General features: G+C 56.2%; 29 protein-coding genes. 22 read left to right on the top strand and 7 right to left on the bottom strand.

Annotation, left to right across the window (positions count from 1 at the left end; genetic code table 11):
- Window positions 1–8: 8 nt before the first annotated feature.
- A complete protein-coding gene (crp, locus tag ACOTZD_RS18115; protein WP_000242758.1) occupies window positions 9–641 on the bottom strand; it encodes a cAMP-activated global transcriptional regulator CRP in 633 nt (210 codons plus the stop codon).
- Between the two features lie 310 nt (window positions 642–951).
- On the opposite strand from crp, the gene ACOTZD_RS18110 reads away from it, so the two are divergent.
- On the top strand, window positions 952–1356 hold the full coding sequence (locus tag ACOTZD_RS18110) for an OsmC family protein (RefSeq protein ID WP_045345632.1): 405 nt from the start codon (window positions 952–954) through the stop codon (window positions 1354–1356).
- A 66-nt stretch (window positions 1357–1422) separates the two neighbouring features.
- Here ACOTZD_RS18110 and ACOTZD_RS18105 read toward each other — a convergent pair whose 3' ends face one another.
- The 3 genes from ACOTZD_RS18105 to ACOTZD_RS18095 are packed head-to-tail and all read right to left on the bottom strand — an operon-like array spanning window position 1423 to window position 3560.
- Window positions 1423–2292 (bottom strand): phosphoribulokinase, encoded by an 870-nt coding sequence (locus ACOTZD_RS18105; RefSeq protein ID WP_003861663.1) that lies wholly within the window; start codon window positions 2290–2292, stop codon window positions 1423–1425.
- A 30-nt stretch (window positions 2293–2322) separates the two neighbouring features.
- Window positions 2323–2541 carry a YheU family protein gene (locus ACOTZD_RS18100; protein WP_014171926.1) on the bottom strand — a complete coding sequence of 73 codons (219 nt, stop codon included), beginning with the start codon at window positions 2539–2541 and terminating at the stop codon, window positions 2323–2325.
- Complete coding sequence (locus tag ACOTZD_RS18095; protein ID WP_174402179.1) at window positions 2538–3560, bottom strand: hydrolase; 1023 nt, start codon at window positions 3558–3560, stop codon at window positions 2538–2540. The genes ACOTZD_RS18100 and ACOTZD_RS18095 overlap by 4 nt, the downstream gene beginning before the upstream one ends.
- Window positions 3561–3788: 228 nt before the next feature.
- Between ACOTZD_RS18095 and mdcA the strand changes: the two genes are divergently transcribed.
- The 8 genes from mdcA to mdcH all read left to right on the top strand — a co-directional run bounded on the left by mdcA (window position 3789) and on the right by mdcH (window position 10835).
- Window positions 3789–5444 carry a malonate decarboxylase subunit alpha gene (gene mdcA / locus ACOTZD_RS18090; protein WP_003861669.1) on the top strand — a complete coding sequence of 552 codons (1656 nt, stop codon included), beginning with the start codon at window positions 3789–3791 and terminating at the stop codon, window positions 5442–5444.
- Window positions 5444–6301, top strand: coding sequence for a triphosphoribosyl-dephospho-CoA synthase (locus ACOTZD_RS18085; RefSeq protein WP_003861671.1), 858 nt, complete (start codon window positions 5444–5446; stop codon window positions 6299–6301). The genes mdcA and ACOTZD_RS18085 overlap by 1 nt, the downstream gene beginning before the upstream one ends.
- A 9-nt stretch (window positions 6302–6310) precedes the next feature.
- Window positions 6311–6610, top strand: a complete 300-nt coding sequence (gene mdcC / locus ACOTZD_RS18080; protein WP_000411786.1) for a malonate decarboxylase acyl carrier protein — start codon at window positions 6311–6313, stop codon at window positions 6608–6610.
- On the top strand, window positions 6603–7436 hold the full coding sequence (locus ACOTZD_RS18075) for a biotin-independent malonate decarboxylase subunit beta (RefSeq protein WP_003861672.1): 834 nt from the start codon (window positions 6603–6605) through the stop codon (window positions 7434–7436). The genes mdcC and ACOTZD_RS18075 overlap by 8 nt, the downstream gene beginning before the upstream one ends.
- The gene (gene mdcE, locus ACOTZD_RS18070; RefSeq protein WP_174402182.1) at window positions 7436–8236 is read left to right on the top strand and encodes a biotin-independent malonate decarboxylase subunit gamma; all 801 of its coding nucleotides are present in this window, start codon (window positions 7436–7438) and stop codon (window positions 8234–8236) included. Before ACOTZD_RS18075 ends, mdcE begins: the two co-directional genes overlap by 1 nt.
- Before the next feature lie 123 nt (window positions 8237–8359).
- Window positions 8360–9319 (top strand): AEC family transporter, encoded by a 960-nt coding sequence (locus tag ACOTZD_RS18065; RefSeq protein WP_174402180.1) that lies wholly within the window; start codon window positions 8360–8362, stop codon window positions 9317–9319.
- Window positions 9320–9321: 2 nt separating this feature from the next.
- Complete coding sequence (locus tag ACOTZD_RS18060) at window positions 9322–9939, top strand: malonate decarboxylase holo-ACP synthase (protein WP_023314937.1); 618 nt, start codon at window positions 9322–9324, stop codon at window positions 9937–9939.
- Window positions 9939–10835: a malonate decarboxylase subunit epsilon gene (mdcH, locus tag ACOTZD_RS18055; RefSeq protein ID WP_061856072.1), complete on the top strand. Its 897-nt coding sequence runs from the start codon at window positions 9939–9941 to the stop codon at window positions 10833–10835. The genes ACOTZD_RS18060 and mdcH overlap by 1 nt, the downstream gene beginning before the upstream one ends.
- Before the next feature lie 39 nt (window positions 10836–10874).
- Here the strand turns inward: mdcH and ACOTZD_RS18050 are convergent, their stop codons facing one another.
- Complete coding sequence (locus tag ACOTZD_RS18050) at window positions 10875–11807, bottom strand: LysR substrate-binding domain-containing protein (protein WP_023323815.1); 933 nt, start codon at window positions 11805–11807, stop codon at window positions 10875–10877.
- A gap of 15 nt (window positions 11808–11822) precedes the next feature.
- Window positions 11823–13727 carry an ABC transporter ATP-binding protein gene (locus tag ACOTZD_RS18045; RefSeq protein WP_003861684.1) on the bottom strand — a complete coding sequence of 635 codons (1905 nt, stop codon included), beginning with the start codon at window positions 13725–13727 and terminating at the stop codon, window positions 11823–11825.
- Window positions 13728–13856: 129 nt separating this feature from the next.
- Here ACOTZD_RS18045 and kefG point away from each other — a divergent pair, with 129 nt between their 5' ends.
- The 4 genes from kefG (at window position 13857) to slyD (ending at window position 17115) form a co-directional block, all read left to right on the top strand.
- Window positions 13857–14411 (top strand): glutathione-regulated potassium-efflux system ancillary protein KefG, encoded by a 555-nt coding sequence (gene kefG / locus ACOTZD_RS18040; protein ID WP_059288194.1) that lies wholly within the window; start codon window positions 13857–13859, stop codon window positions 14409–14411.
- A complete protein-coding gene (gene kefB / locus ACOTZD_RS18035; RefSeq protein WP_003861688.1) occupies window positions 14411–16216 on the top strand; it encodes a glutathione-regulated potassium-efflux system protein KefB in 1806 nt (601 codons plus the stop codon). Before kefG ends, kefB begins: the two co-directional genes overlap by 1 nt.
- Before the next feature lie 13 nt (window positions 16217–16229).
- The gene (locus tag ACOTZD_RS18030) at window positions 16230–16430 is read left to right on the top strand and encodes a YheV family putative zinc ribbon protein (protein WP_003861689.1); all 201 of its coding nucleotides are present in this window, start codon (window positions 16230–16232) and stop codon (window positions 16428–16430) included.
- A 94-nt stretch (window positions 16431–16524) separates the two neighbouring features.
- Window positions 16525–17115: a peptidylprolyl isomerase gene (gene slyD, locus ACOTZD_RS18025; protein ID WP_003861691.1), complete on the top strand. Its 591-nt coding sequence runs from the start codon at window positions 16525–16527 to the stop codon at window positions 17113–17115.
- 51 nt (window positions 17116–17166) lie between these two features.
- Here the strand turns inward: slyD and ACOTZD_RS18020 are convergent, their stop codons facing one another.
- Window positions 17167–17385, bottom strand: a complete 219-nt coding sequence (locus ACOTZD_RS18020) for a protein SlyX (protein WP_003861693.1) — start codon at window positions 17383–17385, stop codon at window positions 17167–17169.
- A gap of 238 nt (window positions 17386–17623) precedes the next feature.
- Here ACOTZD_RS18020 and fkpA point away from each other — a divergent pair, with 238 nt between their 5' ends.
- From fkpA to ACOTZD_RS17975, 9 genes are all read left to right on the top strand, one after another.
- Window positions 17624–18442, top strand: a complete 819-nt coding sequence (gene fkpA, locus ACOTZD_RS18015; protein ID WP_003861695.1) for an FKBP-type peptidyl-prolyl cis-trans isomerase — start codon at window positions 17624–17626, stop codon at window positions 18440–18442.
- Between the two features lie 167 nt (window positions 18443–18609).
- On the top strand, window positions 18610–19332 hold the full coding sequence (locus ACOTZD_RS18010; RefSeq protein ID WP_003861697.1) for a helix-turn-helix transcriptional regulator: 723 nt from the start codon (window positions 18610–18612) through the stop codon (window positions 19330–19332).
- On the top strand, window positions 19332–19718 hold the full coding sequence (gene tusD / locus ACOTZD_RS18005) for a sulfurtransferase complex subunit TusD (protein WP_023323814.1): 387 nt from the start codon (window positions 19332–19334) through the stop codon (window positions 19716–19718). The genes ACOTZD_RS18010 and tusD overlap by 1 nt, the downstream gene beginning before the upstream one ends.
- The gene (gene tusC / locus ACOTZD_RS18000; protein ID WP_023323813.1) at window positions 19718–20077 is read left to right on the top strand and encodes a sulfurtransferase complex subunit TusC; all 360 of its coding nucleotides are present in this window, start codon (window positions 19718–19720) and stop codon (window positions 20075–20077) included. Before tusD ends, tusC begins: the two co-directional genes overlap by 1 nt.
- A gap of 7 nt (window positions 20078–20084) precedes the next feature.
- Window positions 20085–20372 carry a sulfurtransferase complex subunit TusB gene (gene tusB, locus ACOTZD_RS17995; protein WP_015571409.1) on the top strand — a complete coding sequence of 96 codons (288 nt, stop codon included), beginning with the start codon at window positions 20085–20087 and terminating at the stop codon, window positions 20370–20372.
- A gap of 124 nt (window positions 20373–20496) precedes the next feature.
- Window positions 20497–20871 carry a 30S ribosomal protein S12 gene (gene rpsL, locus ACOTZD_RS17990; protein ID WP_000246815.1) on the top strand — a complete coding sequence of 125 codons (375 nt, stop codon included), beginning with the start codon at window positions 20497–20499 and terminating at the stop codon, window positions 20869–20871.
- A gap of 96 nt (window positions 20872–20967) precedes the next feature.
- Entirely contained in the window at window positions 20968–21438 is a 471-nt protein-coding gene (gene rpsG, locus ACOTZD_RS17985; RefSeq protein WP_003861706.1) for a 30S ribosomal protein S7, read from the top strand.
- A 96-nt stretch (window positions 21439–21534) separates the two neighbouring features.
- Window positions 21535–23649, top strand: coding sequence for an elongation factor G (gene fusA, locus ACOTZD_RS17980; protein ID WP_022651946.1), 2115 nt, complete (start codon window positions 21535–21537; stop codon window positions 23647–23649).
- A gap of 69 nt (window positions 23650–23718) precedes the next feature.
- Window positions 23719–24373, top strand: a 655-nt coding sequence (locus ACOTZD_RS17975) for a GTP-binding protein (protein WP_074172202.1), incomplete at its 3' end; no start/stop codon positions are given.

Genomic DNA, 24373 nt, shown 5'->3' with positions numbered 1-24373 from the left:
GACCGGAATTAACGGGTCCCGTAAACCACGATGGTTTTACCGTGGGCGGAGATCAGGTTCTGATCTTCCAGCATCTTCAGGATACGGCCCACTGTTTCACGGGAGCAGCCGACGATCTGACCGATTTCCTGGCGGGTAATTTTAATTTGCATACCGTCAGGGTGAGTCATGGCGTCTGGTTGTTTCGCCAGGTTCAGCAGCGTCTGCGCGATACGACCGGTTACGTCCAGGAAGGCGAGGTTACCTACCTTCTCAGAGGTCACTTGCAGACGGCGTGCCATCTGGGAAGAGAGACGCATCAGGATGTCAGGGTTGACCTGAATCAGCTGACGGAATTTCTTATAAGAAATTTCAGCCACTTCACATGCTGTTTTTGCACGAACCCAGGCGCTACGTTCCTGGCCTTCTTCAAACAGGCCCAGTTCACCGATAAAATCGCCCTGGTTCAGATAAGAAAGGATCATCTCTTTCCCTTCTTCATCTTTGATCAGCACGGCCACCGAGCCTTTAACGATGTAATACAACGTTTCCGCTTTTTCACCCTGGTGAATCAGCGTGCTCTTTGATGGGTACTTATGAATGTGGCAATGAGACAAGAACCATTCGAGAGTCGGGTCTGTTTGCGGTTTGCCAAGCACCATGCGCTGTTATCCTCTGTTATAAGCTGTCACCAGAGTCATAAGATGCATCCGGACTCTGGGGTTGCAATCGAATTCTTACCCATACCTGGGAAGTCGGCTGTCGTAACGTTTCGCAGCCAGTAAAGTTTGATGTCCTCTGCATACATGTGTAACGTCAATGTATTACTGTAGCATCCAGAGTGTTTTAGCATAGCTTTCGCCGCGTGTCTCCTGGTGTCTCGCTTCAGCATGACGCAGGTCGCCTTCCGTTGCGAGAAATGTAACGTACACGTAATCTGTCATAAAAAATGCAACGTTGGAGTGAGTGAATATGCAAGCGCGTGTGAAATGGGTTGAAGGGTTAACGTTCCTGGGCGAGTCTGCTTCCGGGCATCAGGTTTTGATGGATGGCAACTCCGGCGATAAAGCGCCAAGCCCGATGGAGATGGTGCTGATGGCGGCGGGCGGATGCAGCGCGATCGACGTGGTGTCGATCCTGCAAAAAGGCCGTCATGGCGTGACCGATTGTGAAGTGAAGCTGACGTCAGAACGTCGCGAAGAGGCGCCACGCCTGTTCACGCATATTAATCTGCACTTTATCGTCACCGGCAAAGAACTGAAGGATGCGGCGGTCTCGCGTGCGGTTGACCTGTCTGCGGAGAAATACTGCTCTGTGGCGTTAATGCTGGAGAAAGCGGTAAACATCACCCATTCGTATGAAGTGATAGAGGCTTAATTATTGGGGCATCGTGCGTGTTGATGCCCTCACCCTAACCCTCTCCCACGGGGAGAGGGAACATGTTCACGCGATTTGCTTTCCTTCCATCAGCCGCTGCACCAGCGGTGTCATGATAAGTTCCATTGCCAGCCCCATTTTTCCCCCGGGCACCACTAACGTATTCATGTGCGAAATAAACGAACCTTGTAGCATCGCCAGCAGCCAGGGGTAATCAATGCCTTCCAGGTTGCGGAAGTGGATCACCACAAAGCTCTCGTCCAGGGAAGGGATGCTTTTTGCGGCGAACGGGTTGGAGGTGTCCACGGTGGGGACGCGCTGGAAGTTAATGTGGGTTCGGGAGAACTGCGGCGTCAGGAAGTTGATGTAATCTTCCATGGAGCGCACCACCGAGTCCATGACCGCCTCTCGCGAATGGCCGCGCTCGCTCATGTCACGCGTCAGCTTCTGGATCCACTCAAGGTTAACAATCGGCACCACCCCCACCAGCAAATCCACGTGGCGCGCCACGTCGTGCTGAGGCGTCACCACGCCGCCGTGCAATCCTTCGTAAAACAGCACGTCAGTCGGTTCCGGCAGCGGCTGCCAGGGCGTGAACGTGCCGGGGACCTGGTTCCAGGGCACGGCTTCATCGTAGGTGTGGAGATACTTGCGGGACTGCCCGGTACCGCTTTGCCCGTATTCACGGAAGGTTTGCTCCAGCAGGCCGAAGTCATTGGCCTCCGGGCCGAAGTAGCTGATGTGTTTACCCAGATCGCGCGCCTTGCGGATGGCCATATCCATCTCCGGGCGCGTGTAGCGGTGAAAGCTGTCGCCTTCTACCTCGGCCGCCCGTAAGTTAAGCTGGGCGAAGATCTTGCGGAAGGCGAGGCTGGTGGTAGTGGTTCCCGCCCCACTCGAACCCGTAACGGCAATAACCGGATGTCTGGCAGACATAGCAACTCCCTGACTGGAAAAGTGTAAAGATCAGCCATGAAACGCGTTGCGGGGCATGATATTGACCGTCTCATGCAGTTCGGACCATACCAGCACCACGTCGCCGCTTTTAAGCTGGCGCTTAACATCGTTGACCTTTTGTTCAAGCGAACGTTCATGTTCACCATAATCGGTGCCTTCGCGCAAGACAAAGCTTTCAATCAGATTATCGAGCGTGTCGGGAGAGAGATCCTGCCAGGGAATAATCATTTTTTACCGTCCAGATAGGCCGTTAACCAGTCGGGAATACGCGTCTCAAGCCACATTTTTGGCCGACGCAGCGTGCCGCCGACAAAACCGACGTGTCCCCCGAATTGGGTGAGCTGATACTCCACGTTGGCCGGCAGATGATCGGGCACCGGGATCGAGTGATGATCCATAAACGGATCATCTTTGGCGTGGATAATCAGCGTGGGTTTCGTGATTTGATTCAGTAAAGGCATGGCGCTGCACTGACGGTAATAGTCAATCGCATCGGCAAAACCGTGAATTTTCGAGGTGATCAAATCATCAAACTCGCGCAGGCGCTTCACGCGTTTGAGCTGTTGCAGCGTCACAGGCAGCGTATCCGGATAGGCCTTCAGCTTGCGCGCGGCGTTGGCTTTCAGCAGGTTGAGCAGGTAGCGCTGGTACACTCGCGAAAAGCCCTTTTCCATATGATAGCTGCACTGCTCCAGCATAAACGGCGCAGAGACAATCACCGCCGCATCCAGCGGTACGGCGTCGCTCTCCTTCGCCAGCAGACAGGCCAGCATATTGCCGCCCAGCGAATACCCCACCGCTGCCGTTGGCGCCTCGCCGAAATTGTCTCTTAGCCAGCGCAGGAACCAGGTGCCGTCCTCGGTTTCACCCGAGTGATAAATGCGTTTCTGACGATTAGGCTCGCCGCTGCATCCGCGAAAATGCATCACCACCCCAAGCCAGCCGCGGGCTTTCGCCGCCTCAATGAGTCCGTGTGCGTAAGGGCTGTGCAGGCTGCCTTCCAGACCGTGAAACACTACCAGACGGGGTTTATGTCTGGCCCGATCCGGATCTTCGCTCCAGGCGAGATCCAAAAAGTCGCCATCCGGCAAATCCAGGCGTTGCCAGTGCGGGGTGAACTGTACCTTGCGGCGGATCAGGCGCGGCAGCATGGTTTGCAGGTGAGGGTTAGCCACACCGCGCATGGGCACGAACTCTGCGCTCTCTTCGGCTGCAATGTCGAAGTCTGAGGGAATGATTTGGGTCATAAGGGCGATGCTGATTCTTGTCAGAAATTAACTATACCTTCCGAATTGTACCCCGTTTAGCCCGTTTTTCCGAAACATGAACTGATCCCGATCACAAATATTTACCTTGATTATTACTCTCAGGCTAATGATTTGCCTCTACGCTTAATTGATGCCTTTCTCACCAGAGCGCACACTTTACTCAACGTTAAGCAAATCAGAATGATGTGCTGAATCAGGAGGTTAATAATGTTATCTGGGCAAACACCCACCCGGCAATGGAACACCCGACGCAGTGAGAAAGCGCGTCGTCTGGCGTCCGTACCGGTGCAGGGCAAGGTACTGCCAACCGGCGATCTTGTCGCCATGCTGGAAAAACTGATCGCACCAGGCGACAAAGTCGTTCTGGAAGGCAACAACCAGAAGCAGGCGGATTTCCTTTCCCGTTCACTGGCGGAAGTGAACCCGCAAATCGTGCACGATCTGCATATGATCATGCCGAGCGTGGGCCGCAGCGAACATCTGGACATCTTTGAGAAAGGCATCGCCCGCAAGCTGGACTTCTCCTTCTCCGGTACGCAAAGCCTGCGCATTTCGCAGCTGCTGGAGGATGGTCAGCTCGAAATCGGGGCGATTCACACCTACATCGAACTCTACTCACGTTTATACGTCGACCTTTCGCCAAACGTGGCGCTGATTGCCGGTTTTAAAGCGGACCGCAAAGGCAACCTCTATACCGGGGCGAGTACCGAAGATACCCCGGCGCTGGTGGAAGCCGCCGCGTTCCACGACGGCATCGTCATCGCGCAGGTGAACGAGCTGGTGGATGACGAGTGCGACCTTCCGCGTGTGGATATTCCGGGCTCGTGGATTGATTTTGTGGTGGTTGCCGATAAGCCGTTCTTTATCGAACCGCTTTTCACCCGCGACCCACGCCTGATCAAACAGGAACACATCCTGATGGCGATGATGGCGATTAAAGGCATCTACGCCGAACACCAGGTGCAGTCCCTGAACCACGGGATTGGCTTTAACACCGCAGCGATCGAGCTGCTGCTGCCAACTTACGGCGAACAGCTCGGACTCAAAGGCAAAATCTGTAAACACTGGACTTTGAACCCGCATCCAACGCTGATCCCGGCCATCGAAAGCGGCTGGGTGGAGAGCGTCCACTGCTTCGGCGGCGAGCTGGGGATGGAAGAGTACATCCGCGCCCGTCCGGACGTGTTCTTTACCGGTGCTGACGGCTCCATGCGCTCTAACCGCGCCTTCTGTCAGCTGGCTGGTCAGTACGCGGTCGATATGTTTATCGGCTCCACGCTACAGGTTGATGGTTACGCTAACTCCTCAACCGTGACTCGCGGCCGTCTTTCCGGCTTCGGCGGCGCGCCAAACATGGGCCACGATCCGCACGGTCGTCGCCACGCCACACCGGCCTGGCTGAACATGATCACCGAGCCTGACCCGATGCAACGCGGTAAAAAGCTGGTTGTGCAGATGGTGGAAACCTTCCAGGCGGGCGTGAAGCCAACCTTCGTGGAAAAACTCGACGCTGTTGACGTCGCGAAAGCCTCCGGTATGCCGCTGGCACCGGTCATGATTTATGGCGATGACGTCACCCACGTGCTGACGGAAGAGGGGATTGCTTACCTCTACCGGGCGAAAGATCTGGAAGAGCGTCGCGCCATGGTCGCCGCCGTGGCGGGTATCACCGATATCGGTCTGGGCGTTGACGCCAAACGCGTGGCGGAACTGCGCCAGAGCGGCAAGGTTGTGTATCCGGAAGATATGGGCATTCGTCGTACCGATGCCACTCGCTCTCTGCTGGCTGCGGGCAGCGTGGCTGACCTCGTTGAGTGGTCCGGTGGTCTGTATAACCCACCTGCGAAATTCCGGAGCTGGTAATGAAACTTCTGCCCCAGATCCAGGTTGAAGGCGGTGCCGAATGGCTGGCGCGAACCGCCACGCAGTGTCTGATTGACGAAGCACGTTTAAGCCCGAAACCCGGTCTGGTGGACAGCCGGGGGAACGGCGCGCACCACGATTTATCGCTTGCGCTGATGGAGCGCTCCGCTCGCAGCCTGACCCCCACGTTTCAGGCGCTGGCACAGCAGAGCTGGCAGCGTCCGGCGGATATTGCCCTCCGGCAAACCGTTGGCCGCCTGGGTCGCGAAGGTGAACGGCAGATGATGGCCGCTACCGACGGCGTGAACACGCACCGTGGCGCGATCTGGGCGCTGGGATTGCTGGTGAGCGCGGTGGCGATGCTGGGCGGCGATGCCCGTGCGCAAACCGTCGCGAACACCGCCGCTCAGCTGGCGAAGCTGCCGGATGACGTGGCGCCGAAAGTGTTCAGCAAGGGGTTACGCGTCACGCACCGCTACCGTGTACCGGGTGCGCGTGAAGAGGCTCAGCAGGCGTTTCCGCACATCATGCAGCGCGCGCTGCCGCAGCTTCGCCTCAGCCGTCTCAACGGCAGCAGCGAAACGCAGGCCAGACTCGACGCGCTGATGGCGATCATGACCTCGCTCACCGACACCTGCGTGCTGTCGCGCGCCGGCATGGAGGGGCTGGACGCCATGCAGAACGGCGCCCGTGCAGTGCTGAACGCCGGAGGATGCGCAACGCTCGCCGGGCAGCAGGCGCTGGCGCGGTTAGACCGTCAGATGCTGGCGCTTAACGCCTCGCCGGGCGGAGCCGCAGACCTGCTTGCCGCCACGCTGTTTCTTGACCGCGTCGAAACGCCCTATTCAAAGCATTAAGAGGATGTTATGGAAAAAATCACATTGACCGTGCCCGCCAGCCGCGAAGTAAGCGGCAGGGCGCTGGCAGGGGTAGTCGGTTCCGGGGATATGGAGGTGCTTTTCACCGCCGAACCGGGCCAGACCTTAACCATTGATATCACCACCTCCGTCGACAACAGCCGCGGGCGCTGGGAGGCGTTGTTCAACCGCCTGCAAACCGTCAGCAGCCTGCCCGCAGGTAAGCTGACCATCCACGACTTCGGCGCGACGCCGGGCGTGGCACGCATTCGTATCGAACAGGTCTTTGAAGGGGTGAATCATGCGTGATGACAGCAGCTTTATCGAACTAAAAGCGCGCCAGCGTGCACAGGCGCTGCTCGACGACGGCAGCTACCGCGAACTGCTGGATCCGTTCGAAGGCATTATTTCTCCATGGCTTGGGCCACAGGGGATTGTTCCTCAGGCTGATGACGGCATGGTGGTCGCGAAAGGGACCATCAACGGCCAGCCTGCGGTGGTGGTGGCGATTGAAGGCACCTTCCAGGGCGGCAGCATGGGCGAAGTGTCCGGCGCCAAAATGGCGGCGGCGCTGGAGCTGGCGGCGGAAGATAACCGCAACGGCATTCCGACTCAGGCGGTACTGTGCCTCGAAACCGGTGGCGTACGTTTGCAGGAAGCCAACCTTGGCCTGGCGGCGATTGCCGATATCCACGCCGCGATCGTTGACCTGCGTCGCTATACCCCGGTCGTCGGGATTGTCGCCGGGACCGTAGGCTGCTTCGGCGGGATGTCTATCGCCGCGGCGCTGTGCAGCTATCTGATTGTGACCCGCGAAGCGCGTCTTGGCCTCAACGGCCCGCAGGTTATTGAGCAGGAAGCGGGCATTGAAGAGTATGACTCCCGCGACCGTCCGTTTATCTGGAGCATGACCGGCGGCGAAGTGCGCTATGAAAGCGGGCTGGTGGACGCGCTCGTCGGCGACGGCGTGAACGCGGTGAAAGCCGCGATGAACGAGGCCATCGCCAAAGGCGTACCGGCGAAACATCGCACCGATAACTACGACGATTATCTGAACCGTCTGACGAATTTCGACACCCGCAAACAGGCCGATGCCGAACAGATTAAAGCACTTTTTGCCCGGGAGGTGAAATGATGACTAACTCAATTAGCCGTGGCGAACTCTGGCTGGAAACTCTGGCCCCGAACGCGAAACGTCTGGAGCGGTTATGCCCGTCCGTGCAGGCCGCAGACGGCGAGCTGAACGGTGAAACGGTGCGCTTTGTCGCCGTGGTGCCGGATGCCAACAACCACTTCCCGCGCGCGGCGCAGGGTGAAGTCGGCCTGCTGGAAGGCTGGACGCTGGCAAAAGTGGTCAGCGAAACCGTCGCCGCTGACGCAGATAAAGCCGTGAAGCGCCCGATTGTGGCGGTAATCGACGTCCCAAGCCAGGCCTATGGCCGTCGCGAAGAGGCGTTTGGCATCCACCAGGCGCTGGCCGGCGCCGCTGCCGCCTACGCTAATGCGCGGCTGGCAGGTCATCCGGTGATTGGTCTTATCGTCGGTAAGGCCATGTCCGGCGCGTTTCTGGCGCACGGCTACCAGGCTAACCGTCTGATTGCCTTCAACGATAAAGGCGTGCTGATCCACGCCATGGGCAAAGAGTCTGCGGCGCGCATTACGCTGCGTACCGTTGAGGCGCTGGAAAAACTGGCGGCAACCATCCCGCCAATGGCGTACGACATCAGCAACTACGCCACGCTGGGGCTGCTTTCCGACCTGCTGGATATCAGCAATCCGGATGCCCCTTCCGAAAGCGATCTGACGCGGGTGAAAACCACCCTGCAACAGGCCATCAGTGACGCTCGTCAGGACACCACGTTGAAAAACCGTCTGGGTGCTGACAACCGCCGCAGCTCAGCGCTCGTACGTGAACGTATGCGAGCCAGCTGGTAAGTAAAAAGAGACCTGCCAGATGCATCACCCCGTGGGCGCGCCCGTTGCGTCCACGCGGGAACCTGCATCCTGAAAATAATAAACATCGCGCCAGTGCTTAAACTTTTTTACTACAGGTGATTTATGACTTACGTAATTGTTCATGCTCTTGCACCGATTTTCGTCATCATGCTGCTGGGATTCTGGGCCGGTAAGGCAAAGATGGTCGATAACAAAAATGTTTCCCTGCTGAATATCTTCGTGATGGATTTTGCACTCCCGGCCGCGCTATTCAGCGCCACCGTGCAAACCTCGTGGACCGGCATCGTGGCGCAGTCGCCGCTGATCCTGGTTCTCACTCTGGCGATGTGGATCACCTATGCGGTCATCTACTTCCTCGCGACAAACGTATTTAAAAAATCCCCGCAGGATGCGGCCGTGCTGACGCTGACCGTCGCCCTGCCAAACTACGCGGCGCTTGGCCTGCCGATTCTGGGCAGCGTGCTGGGTGAAAGTTCTTCTACTTCTCTCTCCGTGGCGGTCTCCATCGCCTGTGGTTCGGTGCTGATGACCCCGTTCTGCCTGCTGATTCTGGAGCGTGAGAAAGCCCGCGCCGAAGGCAATAACTCCGGTTCAACGCTTTCCATGCTGCCGGTGCTGATGTGGCGCTCCATTAAAAAACCGATCGTGATGGGCCCGCTGCTGGGTGTGATCCTGTCCGCTATCGGCATCAAAATGCCGGAGCTGGTGCTGGCGGCGATTAAACCGCTGGGACTGTCCGCGACCGCTGCGGCGCTGTTCCTGACCGGCGTGATCCTCTCCGCGCGTAAGCTTCAGATCAACACCATGGTGATCACTTCTACTATCGCCAAGCTGCTGATCCAGCCAGCGATTGCCTGGGGTATCGTTTTAATCTTCGGTCTGCACGGCTCCGTGGCGATCACCGCCATCCTGATGATTGCGCTGTCCGCGGGCTTCTTTGGCGTGGTGTTCGGTAACCGCTTTGGCGTGCAGTCGCCGGATGCTGAAGCCGTGCTGCTGTTAAGCTCCGTACTGTGTATCCTGTCGCTGCCGCTGTTTATCTCGCTGACTTCAGGAATGTAATCATGACCACAACATTACGCCCACACGACCTCATCTGGCTTACCGCGCGCGACGCCCTGGAAGGGATTACTGAATCCTGGGTGGACGCGGCCTGGCATACCGGGCTGCCGGTAGTGGTGCGGCGTGATGTTGATAATGAAGGCCGTATTCCCGTTGGCGTGCGGGGATTGCGCCGCGACCAGCGGGCGGCCGGATGGGTGAAGCCTGAGAACGTGTTGCGCGTGGTGTCGCCCGAAGATTTGAGCGTTGCCGCCGACCTGCTGCGTTCGCCGTTTATCACCCAGCCGCCGGTTCAGGTGGCGCTTCAGCTTGCGCAGCAGTCGTGGCCGTGGACGTGGGGGATAACCGGCAGTACGGGTTACGCGCTGGCGACCGGTATTCCGGTGATCCACGCCGACAGCGATCTCGATCTGCTGATCCGCGCCCCGCGTACCGTTTCCCCTGAGGCGTTTACTGACTGGCAGGCTCAGCTCAGTCGTGCGTTATGCCGGGCGGATACACAGGTGGATACGCCCGAGGGCGGATTCGCGCTGGCGGAATGGTTACGCGACGGCAAAACGCTGTTAAAAACGCAATATGGGCCGCGCCTGGTGGCGGATCCATGGCACAGGGAGGAGTAATGAAAATACTGTTTACCTTTCCAGGGCAGGGCACACAGCATGAAGGTATGCTGCAAAACCTGCCGGGAACAGAGCTGGAGCAGGCCCGTGCTGTGCTGGGGGCGGAAGTTGATACCCTGGACAGCGCATCCTCGTTAACCCACACCCGCGCGGTTCAGCTTTCGCTGTTGATTGCAGGCGTGGCCTGGGCGCGCGAGCTGGAACGTCGCGGCGTGTCGCCGGATATCGTCAGCGGGCTGTCCATTGGCGCTTATCCTGCGGCGGTTATCGCAGGCTCGCTGGACTTTACGGACGCGCTGAAGCTGGTGGCGCTGCGCGGCGATCTGATGGAGCAGGCGTATCCCCACGGCTACGGCCTGACGGCGATAATGGGGTTGACCCTGCCCCAGGTGGAAAACCTGATTCAGGGGACAGGAACCTATATCGCTAACCTGAACGCCGAAACGCAGATCGTGATTGCCGGAGCCGATGACGGCATGGCGCAGGTAGCCGAACGCGCGCTGGCGAAGGGCGCGAACAAGGCCAAACGGCTGGCGGTAAGCGTGCCGTCGCACTGTGAATTGCTGGCGGAACCGGCGCAGAAGCTGGCCGCGGCGTTTGAATCAGTCACGCTTTCACGCCCCCGCTGCGCGTACCTGAGCGGCAGTACCGGGCGCGTGCTTTGGCAGCCAGAGAAAATTGCCGACGACCTGGCGATGAATATGGCGCGAACCGTGCGTTGGCAGGAGGCGGTGATTTCCGCTAACGAGCGCGAAGCGCGTCTGGCGATTGAGATGCCGCCTGGGGGTATTCTGACCTGTCTGACGCGGCAGGCGGCGTGGGAAGGCGAATCCATTTCGCTGGAGCGCAGCGGAGTGGACGTGGCGGTGCATCTGGCGGGTCGGCTTCAGCGGTGACTTTTTGCCCGGTAAGCGTAGCGCCACCGGGCAATAACATCAGGCACTATCCTGCAAACTTCTGGCATACATCCGCCCTTCCGCGGCCAGCGCCCGCAGGCTCGGATCCTGCTCGCGGTTGCGGGCAAAGACGATCGCAATCAGCTGCTGCATCTGGTACGGCTGCGCCAGCTTCAGTAGCTGCACCGAATTTTCGTACACTTTCTTCATCCTGCCCGGCATCAGCGTAAACCCGACTCCCGCCTGCACCAGGCTCAGCATCGAGAAGATATCGTTCACGCGCGTCACAATCTCCGGCTCGAAACCGGCGATATGAAACGCTTCCTGAAACCCGGCGTAAGTGGCGAACCCTTCCGCGAGGGCGACGAACTTCTGATCTTTATAGTCGCGCAGATCGGCGGGGCCGCTGGTATTGAGCGTGGCAGAAGCCGGTGCGGCAAGGAAAATATCGTCATGGAACAGAGGAAGCACTTCGAGGCTGTTACGGTCGATATCGCTTTCGGAGATAGAGATTAAAATCGCATCCAGCGATCCCTCATCCAGCATATGGAGCAGGGTTTCGTTCGAGCCCATCGTCAGATCCATCTCCAGATCCGGACGGCGCAGCTTCATGCCCATTATCAGGCGCGGCACGGTTTCCAGCGTCAGCGAGTAGAGCGTGCCGACGCGTAACCGCCCCTGACCAATGCCGGCGATCTTGCGCGACTCTTCCAGCCCGCGCTCCATCACCTGCATCACCTCCTGACAATACTCCAGCAGCGTCCACGCGGAGGGGAGGGCAATCAGGTTACGCCCTTTGTGAGCAAAGAGCGGGCAGCGGACGTTCTCTTCGAGGGTATGCAGCGCGCGGTGCACGCTGACACCGCTCAGGCCGAGCGTTTCGGCGGTACGTGCGATATTGCCCTTCTCCATGAACGTCATGAAGATGCTGAGCTTACGGAATGTAATCTCGCTCGTGGTATCGAAGCTCATAACCCTCCCGGCGTGTTAGTCGGCTTGCAGCATCGCTTCCAGCTGTTCCTGCGCGTCCAGCCATGCCATTTCGCACTCTTCGAGGCTGGATTTGGTTTTCGCCTGAGTTTGCAGACAGTCCGTCAGCTCCGCTTTGCGGCTCTGATCGTACAGTTCGCTGTCGCCCAGCTTCTCTTCGACGGCAGCAAGCGTGGCGTTGAGCTTTTCCATCTCTTTTTCGAGGCGGGCAATCTCTTTACGCAGCGGTTGCGTCTGGGTGCGCAGCTCCGCTTCACGGCGCTTCTGGTCTTTACGCGCCTGGGCGCTGTTGGCGTTGTCTTTCGCTGACTCTTCCGGCTGGTTTTCCTGCTTCTGCACGTCCGTCAGCCACTGCTGGTAGTCTTCCAGGTCGCCGTCAAACGGTTCAACTTTGCCGCCGTGTACCAGATAGAGATCGTCGGTGGTGGAGCGGATCAGGTGGCGATCGTGCGACACGACAACCAGCGCCCCTTCGAACTCAATCAGCGCTTCGGTCAGCGCCTGACGCATGTCGAGATCGAGGTGGTTGGTTGGTTCATCAAGCAGCAGCAGGTTTGGACGCTGCCAGACGATCAGCGCCAGCACCAGACGGGCTTTTTCACCGCCGGAGAAACGCGCTGTATTTTCAGTCACCTTATCGCCCTGGAAGCCAAAGCCGCCGAGGTAGTCGCGCAGCTTTTGCTCCATCTCCTGCGGCGCCAGGCGAGCCAGGTGCTGAATTGGCGATTCATCCGCGCGTAAAAATTCCAGCTGATGCTGGGCGAAGTAGCCAAGCTTAATGCCCTTCGCCAGGCCGATTTCGCCGCTGACCGGGTTAAGCTCGCCCGCCAGCAGCTTGATCAGCGTGGATTTACCGGCGCCGTTACGCCCCAGCAGGCCAATGCGTGAACCCGGCACCAGGTTAAGCTTAATAGAGTCGAGAATAATGCGATCGCCATAGCCTGCGCTCACTTTTTCCATTTTCAGCAGCGGGTTCGGCAGGCTCTCCGGCTCGCGGAAACTGAAGTGGAACGGGTTATCCACGTGCGCGGGGGCGATCATCTCCATGCGTTCCAGCATCTTGATGCGGCTCTGCGCCTGCTTGGCTTTTGACGCCTTGGCCTTGAAACGATCCACAAAGCTTTGCAGGTGCGCTACGCGCTGCTGCTGGCTTTCATACATCGCCTGCTGCTGGGCAAGGCGCGTCGCGCGCTGGCGTTCGAAGGAGCTGTAGTTGCCGGTGTACTCGAACATGCTTTGCTGTTCGATATGAATGATTTTATCCACCACCGGATCGAGGAAGTCGCGGTCGTGGGAGATCAGAATCAGAGTGCCCTGATAGCTCTTGAGCCACTTCTCCAGCCAAATAACCGCATCGAGATCGAGGTGGTTGGTGGGTTCATCGAGCAGCAGGAGGTCGGAGCGGCAGATCAGCGCCTGCGCCAGGTTGAGGCGCATACGCCAGCCGCCGGAGAAATCGCTCACCGGGCGTTCAAGCTGTTCGTTGCTGAAACCCAGGCCGTGCAGCAGGCTGGAGGCGCGGGAGCGAATGGTCCAGGCATCGATGGCGTCCAGCTTGCCGTGGACGGTGGCGATGGCGTGGCCGTCGTTGCGTTCGTTGGCGGCGTTGAGTTCTGCTTCGAGCTTGCGGTATTCACGGTCGCCGTCGATAACATAGTCGAGCGCGGGTTCGCTCAGTGCGGGCGTCTCCTGGTTCACCCAGGCGAGCTGCCAGTTGCCCGGGAAGGTAAAGTTACCGCCATCCGCGCTTATCTCGTTTTTCAGCAGTGCCAGCAGGGTAGATTTACCGCAGCCGTTTTTGCCGACCAGCCCCACTTTCTGGCCCGGGTTGATGGTAGCAGTCGCGTTATCCAGCAGGACGCGCACGCCGCGACGAATTTGTAACGAGGAGAAAACAATCATAGAAGCGCCGTATGTTCCGACTATGTTAATTTGTCATTATGATAATGTAAGGTGTGGGCCATTTTCCCCACCGGGCCGCCATGGTAGCCCAAAACGACAACAATACACAAAAACAGAACCGGGAGGGGAATGATGTCTCAGACAGCGAAAGTGCTGCTGCTATATGCCCATCCGGAATCACAGGACTCGGTGGCGAACCGGGTGCTGCTTAAGCCGGCCACACAGCTCAGTAACGTAACGGTGCACGATCTCTACGCGCACTATCCCGATTTTTTTATCGATATTCCTTACGAGCAGGAACTGCTGCGTCAGCACGACGTGATTGTGTTCCAGCATCCGCTTTATACCTACAGCTGTCCGGCACTGCTGAAAGAGTGGCTGGACCGCGTGCTGAGCCGGGGCTTCTCCAGCGGGGTGGGGGGCAACCAGCTGGCGGGAAAGTACTGGCGGAGTGTCATTACCACCGGTGAGCCGGAAAGCGCTTACCGTCACGACGGGCTGAACCGTTACCCCATGAGCGACATTCTGCGGCCGTTTGAGCTGACGGCGGCGATGTGCCGTATGCACTGGATGAGCCCGATTATTATCTACTGGGCACGGCGGCAGGATCCGAAAGCGCTGGCGAGCCATGCCAGGGCCTATGGCGAATGGCTGGCGTCACCGATTCCGGCGGGAGGACGCTAATGGACGGTTCGAATTTACTCCTTGCCGGGGTGCTGTTTTTGTTCGCCGCCGTCGTCGCGGTCCCGCTTGCCGCGCGTCTCGGCATTGGCGCGGTGCTGGGTTATTTGCTGGCGGGGATAGCCATTGGCCCCTGGGGGCTTGGGTTTATCAGCGATGTGGATGAAATTCTCCACTTCTCTGAACTGGGCGTGGTCTTCCTGATGTTCATCATTGGCCTTGAGCTGAACCCCTCCAAGCTGTGGCAGCTGCGGCAATCTATTTTTGGCGTCGGGGCGGCGCAGGTGTTACTCAGCGCGGCCATTCTCGCGGGACTGCTGATGTTGACGCAGTTTTCCTGGCAGGCCGCGGTGATTGGCGGGATCGGTCTTGCGATGTCGTCGACGGCGATGGCGCTTCAGCTGATGCGCGACAAAGGGATGAACCGCAACGAGGCGGGGCAACTGGGCTTTTCGGTGCTGCTGTTCCAGGATTTAGCGGTGATCCCGGCGCTGGCGCTGGTGCCGCTGCTGGCGGGATCCGGAGACGATCATTTCGACTGGATGAAGATCTCCATGAAGGTGCTGGCCTTCGCGGGGATGCTGATCGGCGGACGGTTTTTACTGCGTCCGGTATTCCGGTTTATTGCAGCATCCGGCGTGCGCGAGGTATTCACCGCCGCAACGCTGCTGCTGGTGCTTGGCTCAGCTCTGTTTATGGATGCGCTGGGGCTGTCGATGGCGCTTGGGACGTTTATCGCCGGGGTGCTGCTTGCGGAAAGCGAGTACCGCCACGAGCTGGAGACCGCCATCGATCCGTTTAAGGGGCTGCTGCTAGGGCTGTTCTTTATCTCGGTGGGTATGGCGCTTAATCTTGGCGTGCTCTATACCCATCTGCTGTGGGTTATTGCGAGTGTCGCCGTGCTGGTGGCGGTCAAAACGCTGGTGCTGTATCTCCTCGCGAGGATTTACGGGCTGCGCAGCTCGGAAAGAATGCAGTTTTCCAGCGTGTTAAGCCAGGGGGGAGAATTTGCGTTTGTGCTGTTTTCCACGGCGTCGTCTCAGAAGCTGTTCAAAGATGACCAGATGGCGCTGCTGCTGGTGACGGTTACGCTGTCGATGATGACCACCCCGCTGCTGATGAAGCTGGTGGACAAACTGCTGTCGCGCCGCCTGAATCCCGCAGACGATGAAGACGAAGCGCCGTGGGTGGAAGATGATAAACCGCAGGTGATCGTTGTGGGCTTTGGTCGCTTCGGACAGGTGATTGGTCGCCTGTTGATGGCAAATAAAATGCGCATTACGGTGCTGGAGCGCGATATCAGCGCCGTCAACCTGATGCGCAAATATGGTTATAAGGTGTACTACGGCGATGCGACGCAGCTTGAGCTGTTGCGCTCGGCGGGCGCAGAGGCTGCGGAGTCCATCGTCATCACCTGCAACGATCCGGAAGACACGATGAAGCTGGTGGAGCTGTGCCAGCAGCATTTCCCGCATCTGCATATTCTGGCGCGTGCGCGTGGACGTGTGGAGGCTCACGAACTTTTGCAGGCGGGTGTGAAACACTTCTCCCGCGAAACCTTCTCCAGCGCGCTGGAGCTGGGACGCAAGGCGCTGGTTTCGCTGGGTATGCATCCTCATCAGGCGCAACGCGCCCAGATGCATTTCCGCAGGCTGGATATGCGAATGCTGCGTGAACTGATGCCCGTGCACAGCGACACGGCGCAGATCTCCCGCGTGCGGGAAGCGCGTCGCGAACTGGAGGAGATCTTCCAGCGTGAGATGCAACAGGAACGACGCCAGCTCGACGGCTGGGATGAATTTGAATAAAGGGTAACGAAAGATGGCTGTACGTAAACGCTTTATCGCGGGCGCAAAATGCCCATCCTGCCAGGCGCAAGATACGCTGGCCATGTGGCGTGAAAATAATATCGATATCGTTGAATGTGTTAAGTGCGGCCACCAGATGCGTGAGGCCGACAAAGAAGCCCGCGATCATGTTCGCAAAGAAGAGCAAGTGATCGGCATTTTTCATCCAGACTAGCGATATGCTCTGAGTTTTTTTAAGCTTAAGGGTACACGGGTGCAGATTTCCGCTACAATCTGCGCCAGCAATTTTCCCACGCTCAGGAGATATCATGAAAGTAGCAAAAGACCTGGTGGTCAGCCTGGCCTATCAGGTACGTACAGAAGACGGTGTGTTGGTTGATGAGTCTCCGGTGAGTGCGCCGCTGGACTACCTGCATGGTCACGGTTCCCTGATTTCCGGCCTGGAAACGGCGCTGGAAGGCCATGAAGTTGGCGACAAATTCGACGTTGCTGTAGGCGCGAACGACGCTTACGGTCAGTATGACGACAACCTGGTTCAGCGCGTTCCTAAAGACGTATTCATGGGCGTTGACGAGTTGCAGGTTGGCATGCGCTTCCTGGCGGAAACTGACCAGGGTCCGGTTCCGGTTGAAATCACTGAAGTTGAAGACGACCACGTTGTGGTTGACGGCAACCACATGCTGGCGGGTCAGAACCTGAAGTTCAACGTAGAAGTTGTTGCGATCCGTGAAGCGACTGAAGAAGAGCTGGCTCATGGCCACGTTCACGGTGCGCACGGTCACGACCATGACCACGATCACGGCCATGACGGCTGCTGCGGTGGTCACGGCCACGACCATGGTCATGACCACGGCCACGGTAAAGGTGGTTGCGGTAACGGCGGCTGCGGTTGCCACTGATTCCGTACTGCGGAAAATAAAAAAGCGGGATAATCCCGCTTTTTTTACGCCTCAATAATGAGGTGGTGGCGTCTCTTCTGACTGAGAGGCAATGTTTGACGGCTGCGTGGCCTTCAGCTTTTCCGTCAGCAGGCGCATGTGATCGCGCAGTTTTGCCATTTCAAGCTCATGGGCCGTCACGGTCTGGTTCAGTTCTTCGATGGTGATGTCCTGAAAAGCCAGGCGGCTTTCCAGCTCAGCCAGTCTCGCTTCGATCGTTGTATCCTTCATCATTCACCTCGTTTATCTGTCGTTCGCCATAATGGACCAGCGGCGGCGAAGTTTAGCTGACTTTTTCCTTAAGTACAGTATCCATCTCCCTGACAAGAAACTTATTTAAACAAAAATAGTCTGAAAAGAAGCGACATTCGGGGGAGTCTGTCTGTAGATTTCTTCCACAACGTTTTATAGTACGTCACTCATTTACGTTTAACACTGGGGTGAGAGACCTCAGGTCCTGGAGATATGGATGAAATCACTGTTTAAAGTTACGCTGCTGGCGACCACTATGGCTGTAGCGCTCAATGCGCCGCTGTCTTTCGCTGCTGATACTGCTGCGAAGCCTGCTGCGACTACAGACAGCAAAGCGGCATTCAAAAATGACGACCAGAAATCCGCCTACGCACTTGGCGCGTCTCTGGGTCGTTACATGGAAAACTCTCTGAAAGAACAAGAGAAACTGGGCATCAAACTGGACAAAAACCAGCTGATCGCAGGGGTCCAGGATGCGTTCGCAGACAAGAGCAAACTGTCTGACCAGGAAATCGAGCAGACTCTGCAAGCGTTTGAAGCGCGCGTGAAAGGCGCCGCTCAGACCAAGATGGAAGCAGATGCTAAAGATAACGAAGCGAAAGGCAAAGCCTACCGCGACAAGTTCGCTAAAGAGAAAGGCGTTAAAACGTCTTCTACTGGCCTGATCTATAAGGTTGAGAAAGAAGGTACTGGCGACGCGCCTAAAGACAGCGACACCGTTGTGGTGAACTACAAAGGTACGCTGATCGACGGTAAAGAGTTCGATAACTCTTATACCCGTGGTGAGCCTCTCTCCTTCCGTCTGGATGGTGTGATCCCGGGCTGGACCGAAGGCCTGAAGAACATCAAGAAAGGCGGTAAAATCAAGCTGGTCATCCCACCGGATCTGGCTTACGGCAAAACCGGCGTTCCGGGTATCCCGGCTAACTCCACGCTGGTATTTGATGTAGAACTGCTGGACATCAAACCGGCGCCGAAAGCGGATGCGAAAACAGACGCACCGGCTGACGATAAAGCCGCAGCAGCTAAGAAGTAATGCTGAAAAAAACCGCCGCCTTTACAGGCGGCGGTTTTTTTATTGTGGGGCAGATATAATTAACACTGGAAAGCGTTATACACGCTGTATTAATTTAGTTGTCCGTGTAGATAATGAGCCTGCCCTGAAAACCTAACGACAGGCTCCTGAAAAGGAGTGTTTTTTTCATGTCCAGGTCGCTTTTAACCAACGAAACCAGTGAACTTGATTTGCTGGATCAACGTCCATTTGATCAGACCGACTTCGATATTCTGAAATCCTACGAAGCGGTAGTGGACGGGTTAGCGATGCTCATTGGTTCCCACTGCGAAATCGTATTGCATTCCCTGCAAGATCTTAAGTGTTCCGCTATCCGCATTGCGAATGGTGAGCACACTGGCCGTAAAATTGGTTCGCCAATCACCGACCTTGCATTGCGTATGTTGCATGACATGACCGGCGCGGACAGCAGCGTCTCAAAATGCTATTTCACCCGCGCCAAAAGCGGCGTGCTGATGAAATCAGAAACGATCGCGATTAGAAACCGCGAACACCGGGTAATCGGTTTGCTGTGCATCAACATGAACCTTGATGTGCCATTCTCGCAAATCATGAGCACCTTCATCCCGCCAGAAACGCCGGACGTGGGCTCATCGGTGAACTTTGCTTCTTCGGTTGAGGATCTCGTGACCCAGACGCTGGAGTTCACCATTGAAGAGGTGAATGCCGATCGCAACGTATCCAACAACGCCAAGAATCGTCAGATCGTCCTGAACCTCTATGAGAAAGGGATTTTTGATATCAAAGATGCCATCAACCAGGTGGCCGATCGCCTGAATATTTCCAAACACACGGTTTACCTCTATATTCGCCAGTTCAAAAGCGGCGACTTTCTGGGACAAGACAAGTAATGCGTTTTGCGTTAATGGTAACGGGCCCGGCGTACGGTACCCAGCAGGCCAGCAGCGCGCTACAGTTTGCCCATGCGCTGCTTGATGCCGGTCATGAACTCGCAAGCGTCTTCTTCTATCGTGAAGGGGTCTATAACGCGAACCAGTTTACGTCCCCGGCGAGCGATGAGTTTGACCTTGTGCGCGCCTGGCAAAAATTAAACGAAACGCAGGGCGTTGACCTGCATATCTGCGTCGCGGCGGCACTGCGTCGCGGCGTGACGGATGCGACCGAAGCCGAACGCCTTGGTCTGGCGGGGGTTAACCTGCAACCGGGCTTTTCCCTCAGTGGTCTAGGTGCCCTGGCACAGGCGGCGTTGACCTGCGACAGAGTGGTGCAATTTTGATGAAGCGCGTAGCGTTTGTTTTTACTTCTGCGCCGCATGGCAGCGCTTCAGGCCGGGAAGGGCTGGATGCATTGCTCGCGACATCGGCATTAACCGAAGATATCGGCGTCTTCTTTTTAGGCGATGGCGTATTCCAGCTTCTGGCAGGCCAACAACCGCAGGCCATTCTTGCGCGCGACTACATTGCGACCTTTAAAGTTCTGCCGCTCTATGACATTGAAACCTTCTATGTGTGCGCCGACTCGCTGGCCGCGCGTGGGTTAAACGAGATAACACCGTTCGTGCTGGACGTGACGATCCTGACATCTGCTGCGCTGCGCGAACAACTCTCTCACTACGATACCGTTCTGACTTTCTGAGGCTGTCATGCTCCATACCCTGAGCCGTTCACCGTGGCAATGTGATATCGACACGTTACTGAGCATGCTGCGCGAAGGTGATGATCTGCTGCTGATTCAGGATGGCGTGCTCGCGGCGCTTGAAGGCAGCCGTTTTGTTGAAATCCTCGCGAATGCCCCCATTACAGTCTCTGCGCTGAAAGAGGATCTGGATGCGCGGGGTCTTTCTGGTCAAATTTCAGCCAAAATTGACGTGGTTGGCTATACTGATTTCGTCAATCTTACTGTGACGCACGCCAGTCAAATGAACTGGTGATTTGAGATCGCTGTATATTTCTTGACACCTTTTCGACGTAGCCCTAAAATTTCGCGTCCTCATATTGTATGAGGTCGTTTTATTACGTGTTTACGAAGCAAAAGCTAAAACCAGGAGCTATTTAATGGCAACAGTTAACCAGCTGGTACGCAAACCACGTGCACGCAAAGTTGCAAAAAGCAACGTGCCTGCGCTGGAAGCCTGCCCGCAGAAACGTGGCGTATGTACTCGTGTATATACCACCACTCCTAAAAAACCAAACTCCGCACTGCGTAAAGTATGCCGTGTGCGTTTGACTAACGGTTTTGAAGTGACTTCCTACATCGGTGGTGAAGGTCACAACCTTCAGGAGCACTCCGTGATCCTGATCCGTGGCGGTCGTGTTAAAGACCTTCCGGGTGTTCGTTACCACACCGTTCGTGGTGCGCTGGACTGCTCAGGTGTTAAAGACCGTAAGCAGGCTCGCTCCAAGTACGGCGTGAAGCGTCCTAAGGCTTAATGGTTCTCCGTTAAGTAAGGCCAAACTGATTTATCTTAATGTCAAACTAAACTCGTAGAGTTTTGGACAATCCTGAATTAACAACGGAGTAATCCCATGCCACGTCGTCGCGTCATTGGTCAGCGTAAAATTCTTCCAGATCCGAAATTCGGATCAGAACTGCTGGCAAAATTTGTAAATATCCTGATGGTAGATGGTAAAAAATCTACCGCAGAAGCAATCGTATACAGCGCGCTGGAGACCCTGGCTCAGCGTTCTGGTAAAAATGAACTGGAAGCCTTCGAAGTCGCTCTCGACAACGTGCGCCCGACTGTAGAAGTTAAGTCTCGCCGCGTTGGTGGTTCTACTTATCAGGTTCCAGTTGAAGTTCGTCCGGTTCGTCGTAATGCTCTGGCAATGCGTTGGATCGTTGAAGCTGCTCGTAAACGCGGTGATAAATCCATGGCTCTGCGTCTGGCGAACGAACTTTCTGATGCTGCGGAAAACAAAGGTACCGCAGTTAAGAAACGTGAAGACGTTCACCGTATGGCAGAAGCCAACAAGGCGTTCGCACACTACCGTTGGTAATCCCTTCGGAGTCGTAGTCACCAGGCGGGCGCTTCAGAGAAGCCGCCCGCTCTGGGTAACTTAACTGAACGCCTAAAGATATAAACGAGGAATCAAATGGCTCGTACAACACCCATCGCACGCTACCGTAACATCGGTATCAGTGCGCACATCGACGCCGGTAAAACCACTACTACCGAACGTATTCTGTTCTACACCGGTGTAAACCATAAAATCGGTGAAGTTCATGACGGCGCAGCCACCATGGACTGGATGGAACAGGAGCAGGAGCGTGGTATTACTATCACCTCCGCAGCGACTACTGCATTCTGGTCAGGTATGGCTAAGCAGTACGAACCGCATCGCGTAAACATCATCGACACCCCAGGGCACGTTGACTTCACCATCGAAGTAGAACGTTCCATGCGTGTTCTTGACGGCGCGGTAATGGTTTATTGCGCAGTTGGTGGTGTTCAGCCACAGTCTGAAACCGTATGGCGTCAGGCAAACAAATATAAAGTTCCACGCATCGCGTTCGTTAACAAAATGGACCGTATGGGTGCTAACTTCCTGAAAGTTGTTGGCCAGATCAAAACCCGTCTGGGCGCGAACCCTGTTCCGCTTCAGCTGGCAATTGGTGCTGAAGAAGGCTTCACCGGCGTTATCGACCTGGTGAAAATGAAAGCCATCAACTGGAACGAAGCAGATGCGGGCGTTACCTTCGAATACGAAGATATCCCGGCAGAGATGCAGGACCTGGCTGACGAATGGCACCAGAACCTGATCGAATCCGCAGCAGAAGCTTCTGAAGAGCTGATGGAAAAATACCTGGGTGGTGAAGAACTGTCTGAGCAAGAGATCAAATCTGCTCTGCGTCAGCGCGTTCTGAACAACGAAATCATCCTGGTAACCTGTGGTTCTGCGTTCAAGAACAAAGGTGTTCAGGCGATGCTGGATGCGGTAGTTGACTACCTGCCATCCCCGATTGACGTTCCTGCGATCAACGGCATCCTGGACGACGGTAAAGATACTCCGGCTGAGCGTCACGCAAGTGATGAAGAGCCATTCTCTGCACTGGCGTTCAAAATTGCTACCGACCCATTCGTGGGTAACCTGACCTTCTTCCGCGTTTACTCTGGTGTGGTTAACTCCGGTGACACCATCCTGAACTCCGTGAAAGCGGCGCGTGAACGTTTTGGCCGTATCGTACAGATGCACGCTAACAAACGTGAAGAGATCAAAGAAGTTCGTGCGGGCGACATCGCTGCTGCTATCGGTCTGAAAGACGTGACCACTGGTGACACTCTGTGTGATCCGGATCACCCGATCATTCTGGAGCGTATGGAATTCCCTGAGCCGGTAATCTCCATCGCAGTTGAACCAAAAACCAAAGCTGACCAGGAAAAAATGGGTCTGGCTCTGGGCCGTCTGGCGAAAGAAGACCCATCATTCCGTGTATGGACTGATGAAGAATCTAACCAGACCATCATCGCTGGTATGGGTGAACTGCACCTGGACATCATCGTTGACCGTATGAAGCGTGAATTCAACGTTGAAGCGAACGTGGGTAAACCTCAGGTTGCTTACCGCGAAGCGATTCGCGCGAAAGTTACCGACGTTGAAGGTAAACACGCTAAGCAGTCTGGTGGTCGCGGTCAGTACGGTCACGTTGTGATCGACATGTACCCACTGGAGCCGGGCTCTAACCCGAAAGGTTACGAGTTCATCAACGACATCAAAGGTGGTGTAATTCCTGGCGAATACATCCCTGCCGTTGATAAAGGCATCCAGGAGCAGCTGAAAGCTGGTCCTCTGGCTGGTTACCCGGTTGTAGACATGGGTGTTCGTCTGCACTTCGGTTCTTACCACGACGTTGACTCCTCTGAACTGGCGTTTAAACTGGCTGCGTCTATTGCCTTTAAAGAAGGCTTTAAGAAAGCAAAACCAGTTCTGCTTGAGCCGATCATGAAGGTTGAAGTAGAAACTCCTGAAGAGAACACCGGTGACGTTATCGGTGACTTGAGCCGTCGTCGCGGTATGCTGCGTGGTCAGGAATCCGAAGTAACTGGCGTTAAGATCCACGCTGAAGTTCCGCTGTCTGAAATGTTCGGATATGCAACTCAGCTGCGTTCACTGACCAAAGGTCGTGCATCATACACTATGGAATTCCTGAAGTATGATGATGCGCCGAACAACGTTGCTCAGGCCGTTATCGAAGCCCGTGGTAAGTAATCCACAGGATTAAAACCTAAGTCCCGTGCTCTCTCCGAAGGGGAGAGCACTATAGTAAGGAATATAGCCGTGTCTAAAGAAAAATTTGAACGTACAAAACCGCACGTCAACGTTGGTACTATCGGCCACGTTGACCATGGTAAAACTACCCTGACTGCTGCAATCACTACCGTACTGGCTAAAACCTACGGCGGTGCTGCTCGTGCTTTCGATCAGATCGATAACGCACCAGAAGAAAAAGCTCGTGGTATCACCATCAACACCTCTCACGTTGAGTATGACACCCCGACTCGCCACTACGCACACGTAGACTGCCCAGGCCACGCCGACTATGTTAAAAACATGATCACCGGTGCTGCGCAGATGGACGGCGCGATCCTGGTTGTTGCTGCGACTGACGGCCCTATGCCTCAGACTCGTGAACACATCCTGCTGGGTCGTCAGGTAGGCGTTCCTTACATCATCGTGTTCCTGAACAAGTGCGACATGGTTGATGACGAAGAGCTGCTGGAACTGGTAGAGATGGAAGTTCGTGAACTGCTGTCTCAGTACGATTTCCCAGGCGACGACACTCCAATCGTTCGTGGTTCCGCGCTGAAAGCGCTGGAAGGCGAAGCAGAGTGGGAAGAGAAAATCATCGAACTGGCTGGCTACCTGGATTCTTACATCCCAGAACCAGAGCGTGCGATTGACAAGCCATTCCTGCTGCCAATCGAAGACGTAT

It is taken from the genome of Enterobacter cloacae complex sp. SHL022, from assembly GCF_049237785.1.
In the GTDB taxonomy this organism is placed as follows: domain Bacteria; phylum Pseudomonadota; class Gammaproteobacteria; order Enterobacterales; family Enterobacteriaceae; genus Enterobacter; species Enterobacter hormaechei_C.
Note: the sequence above shows the minus strand (reverse complement) of the source record. Positions and strands in the feature narration are given on the sequence as shown.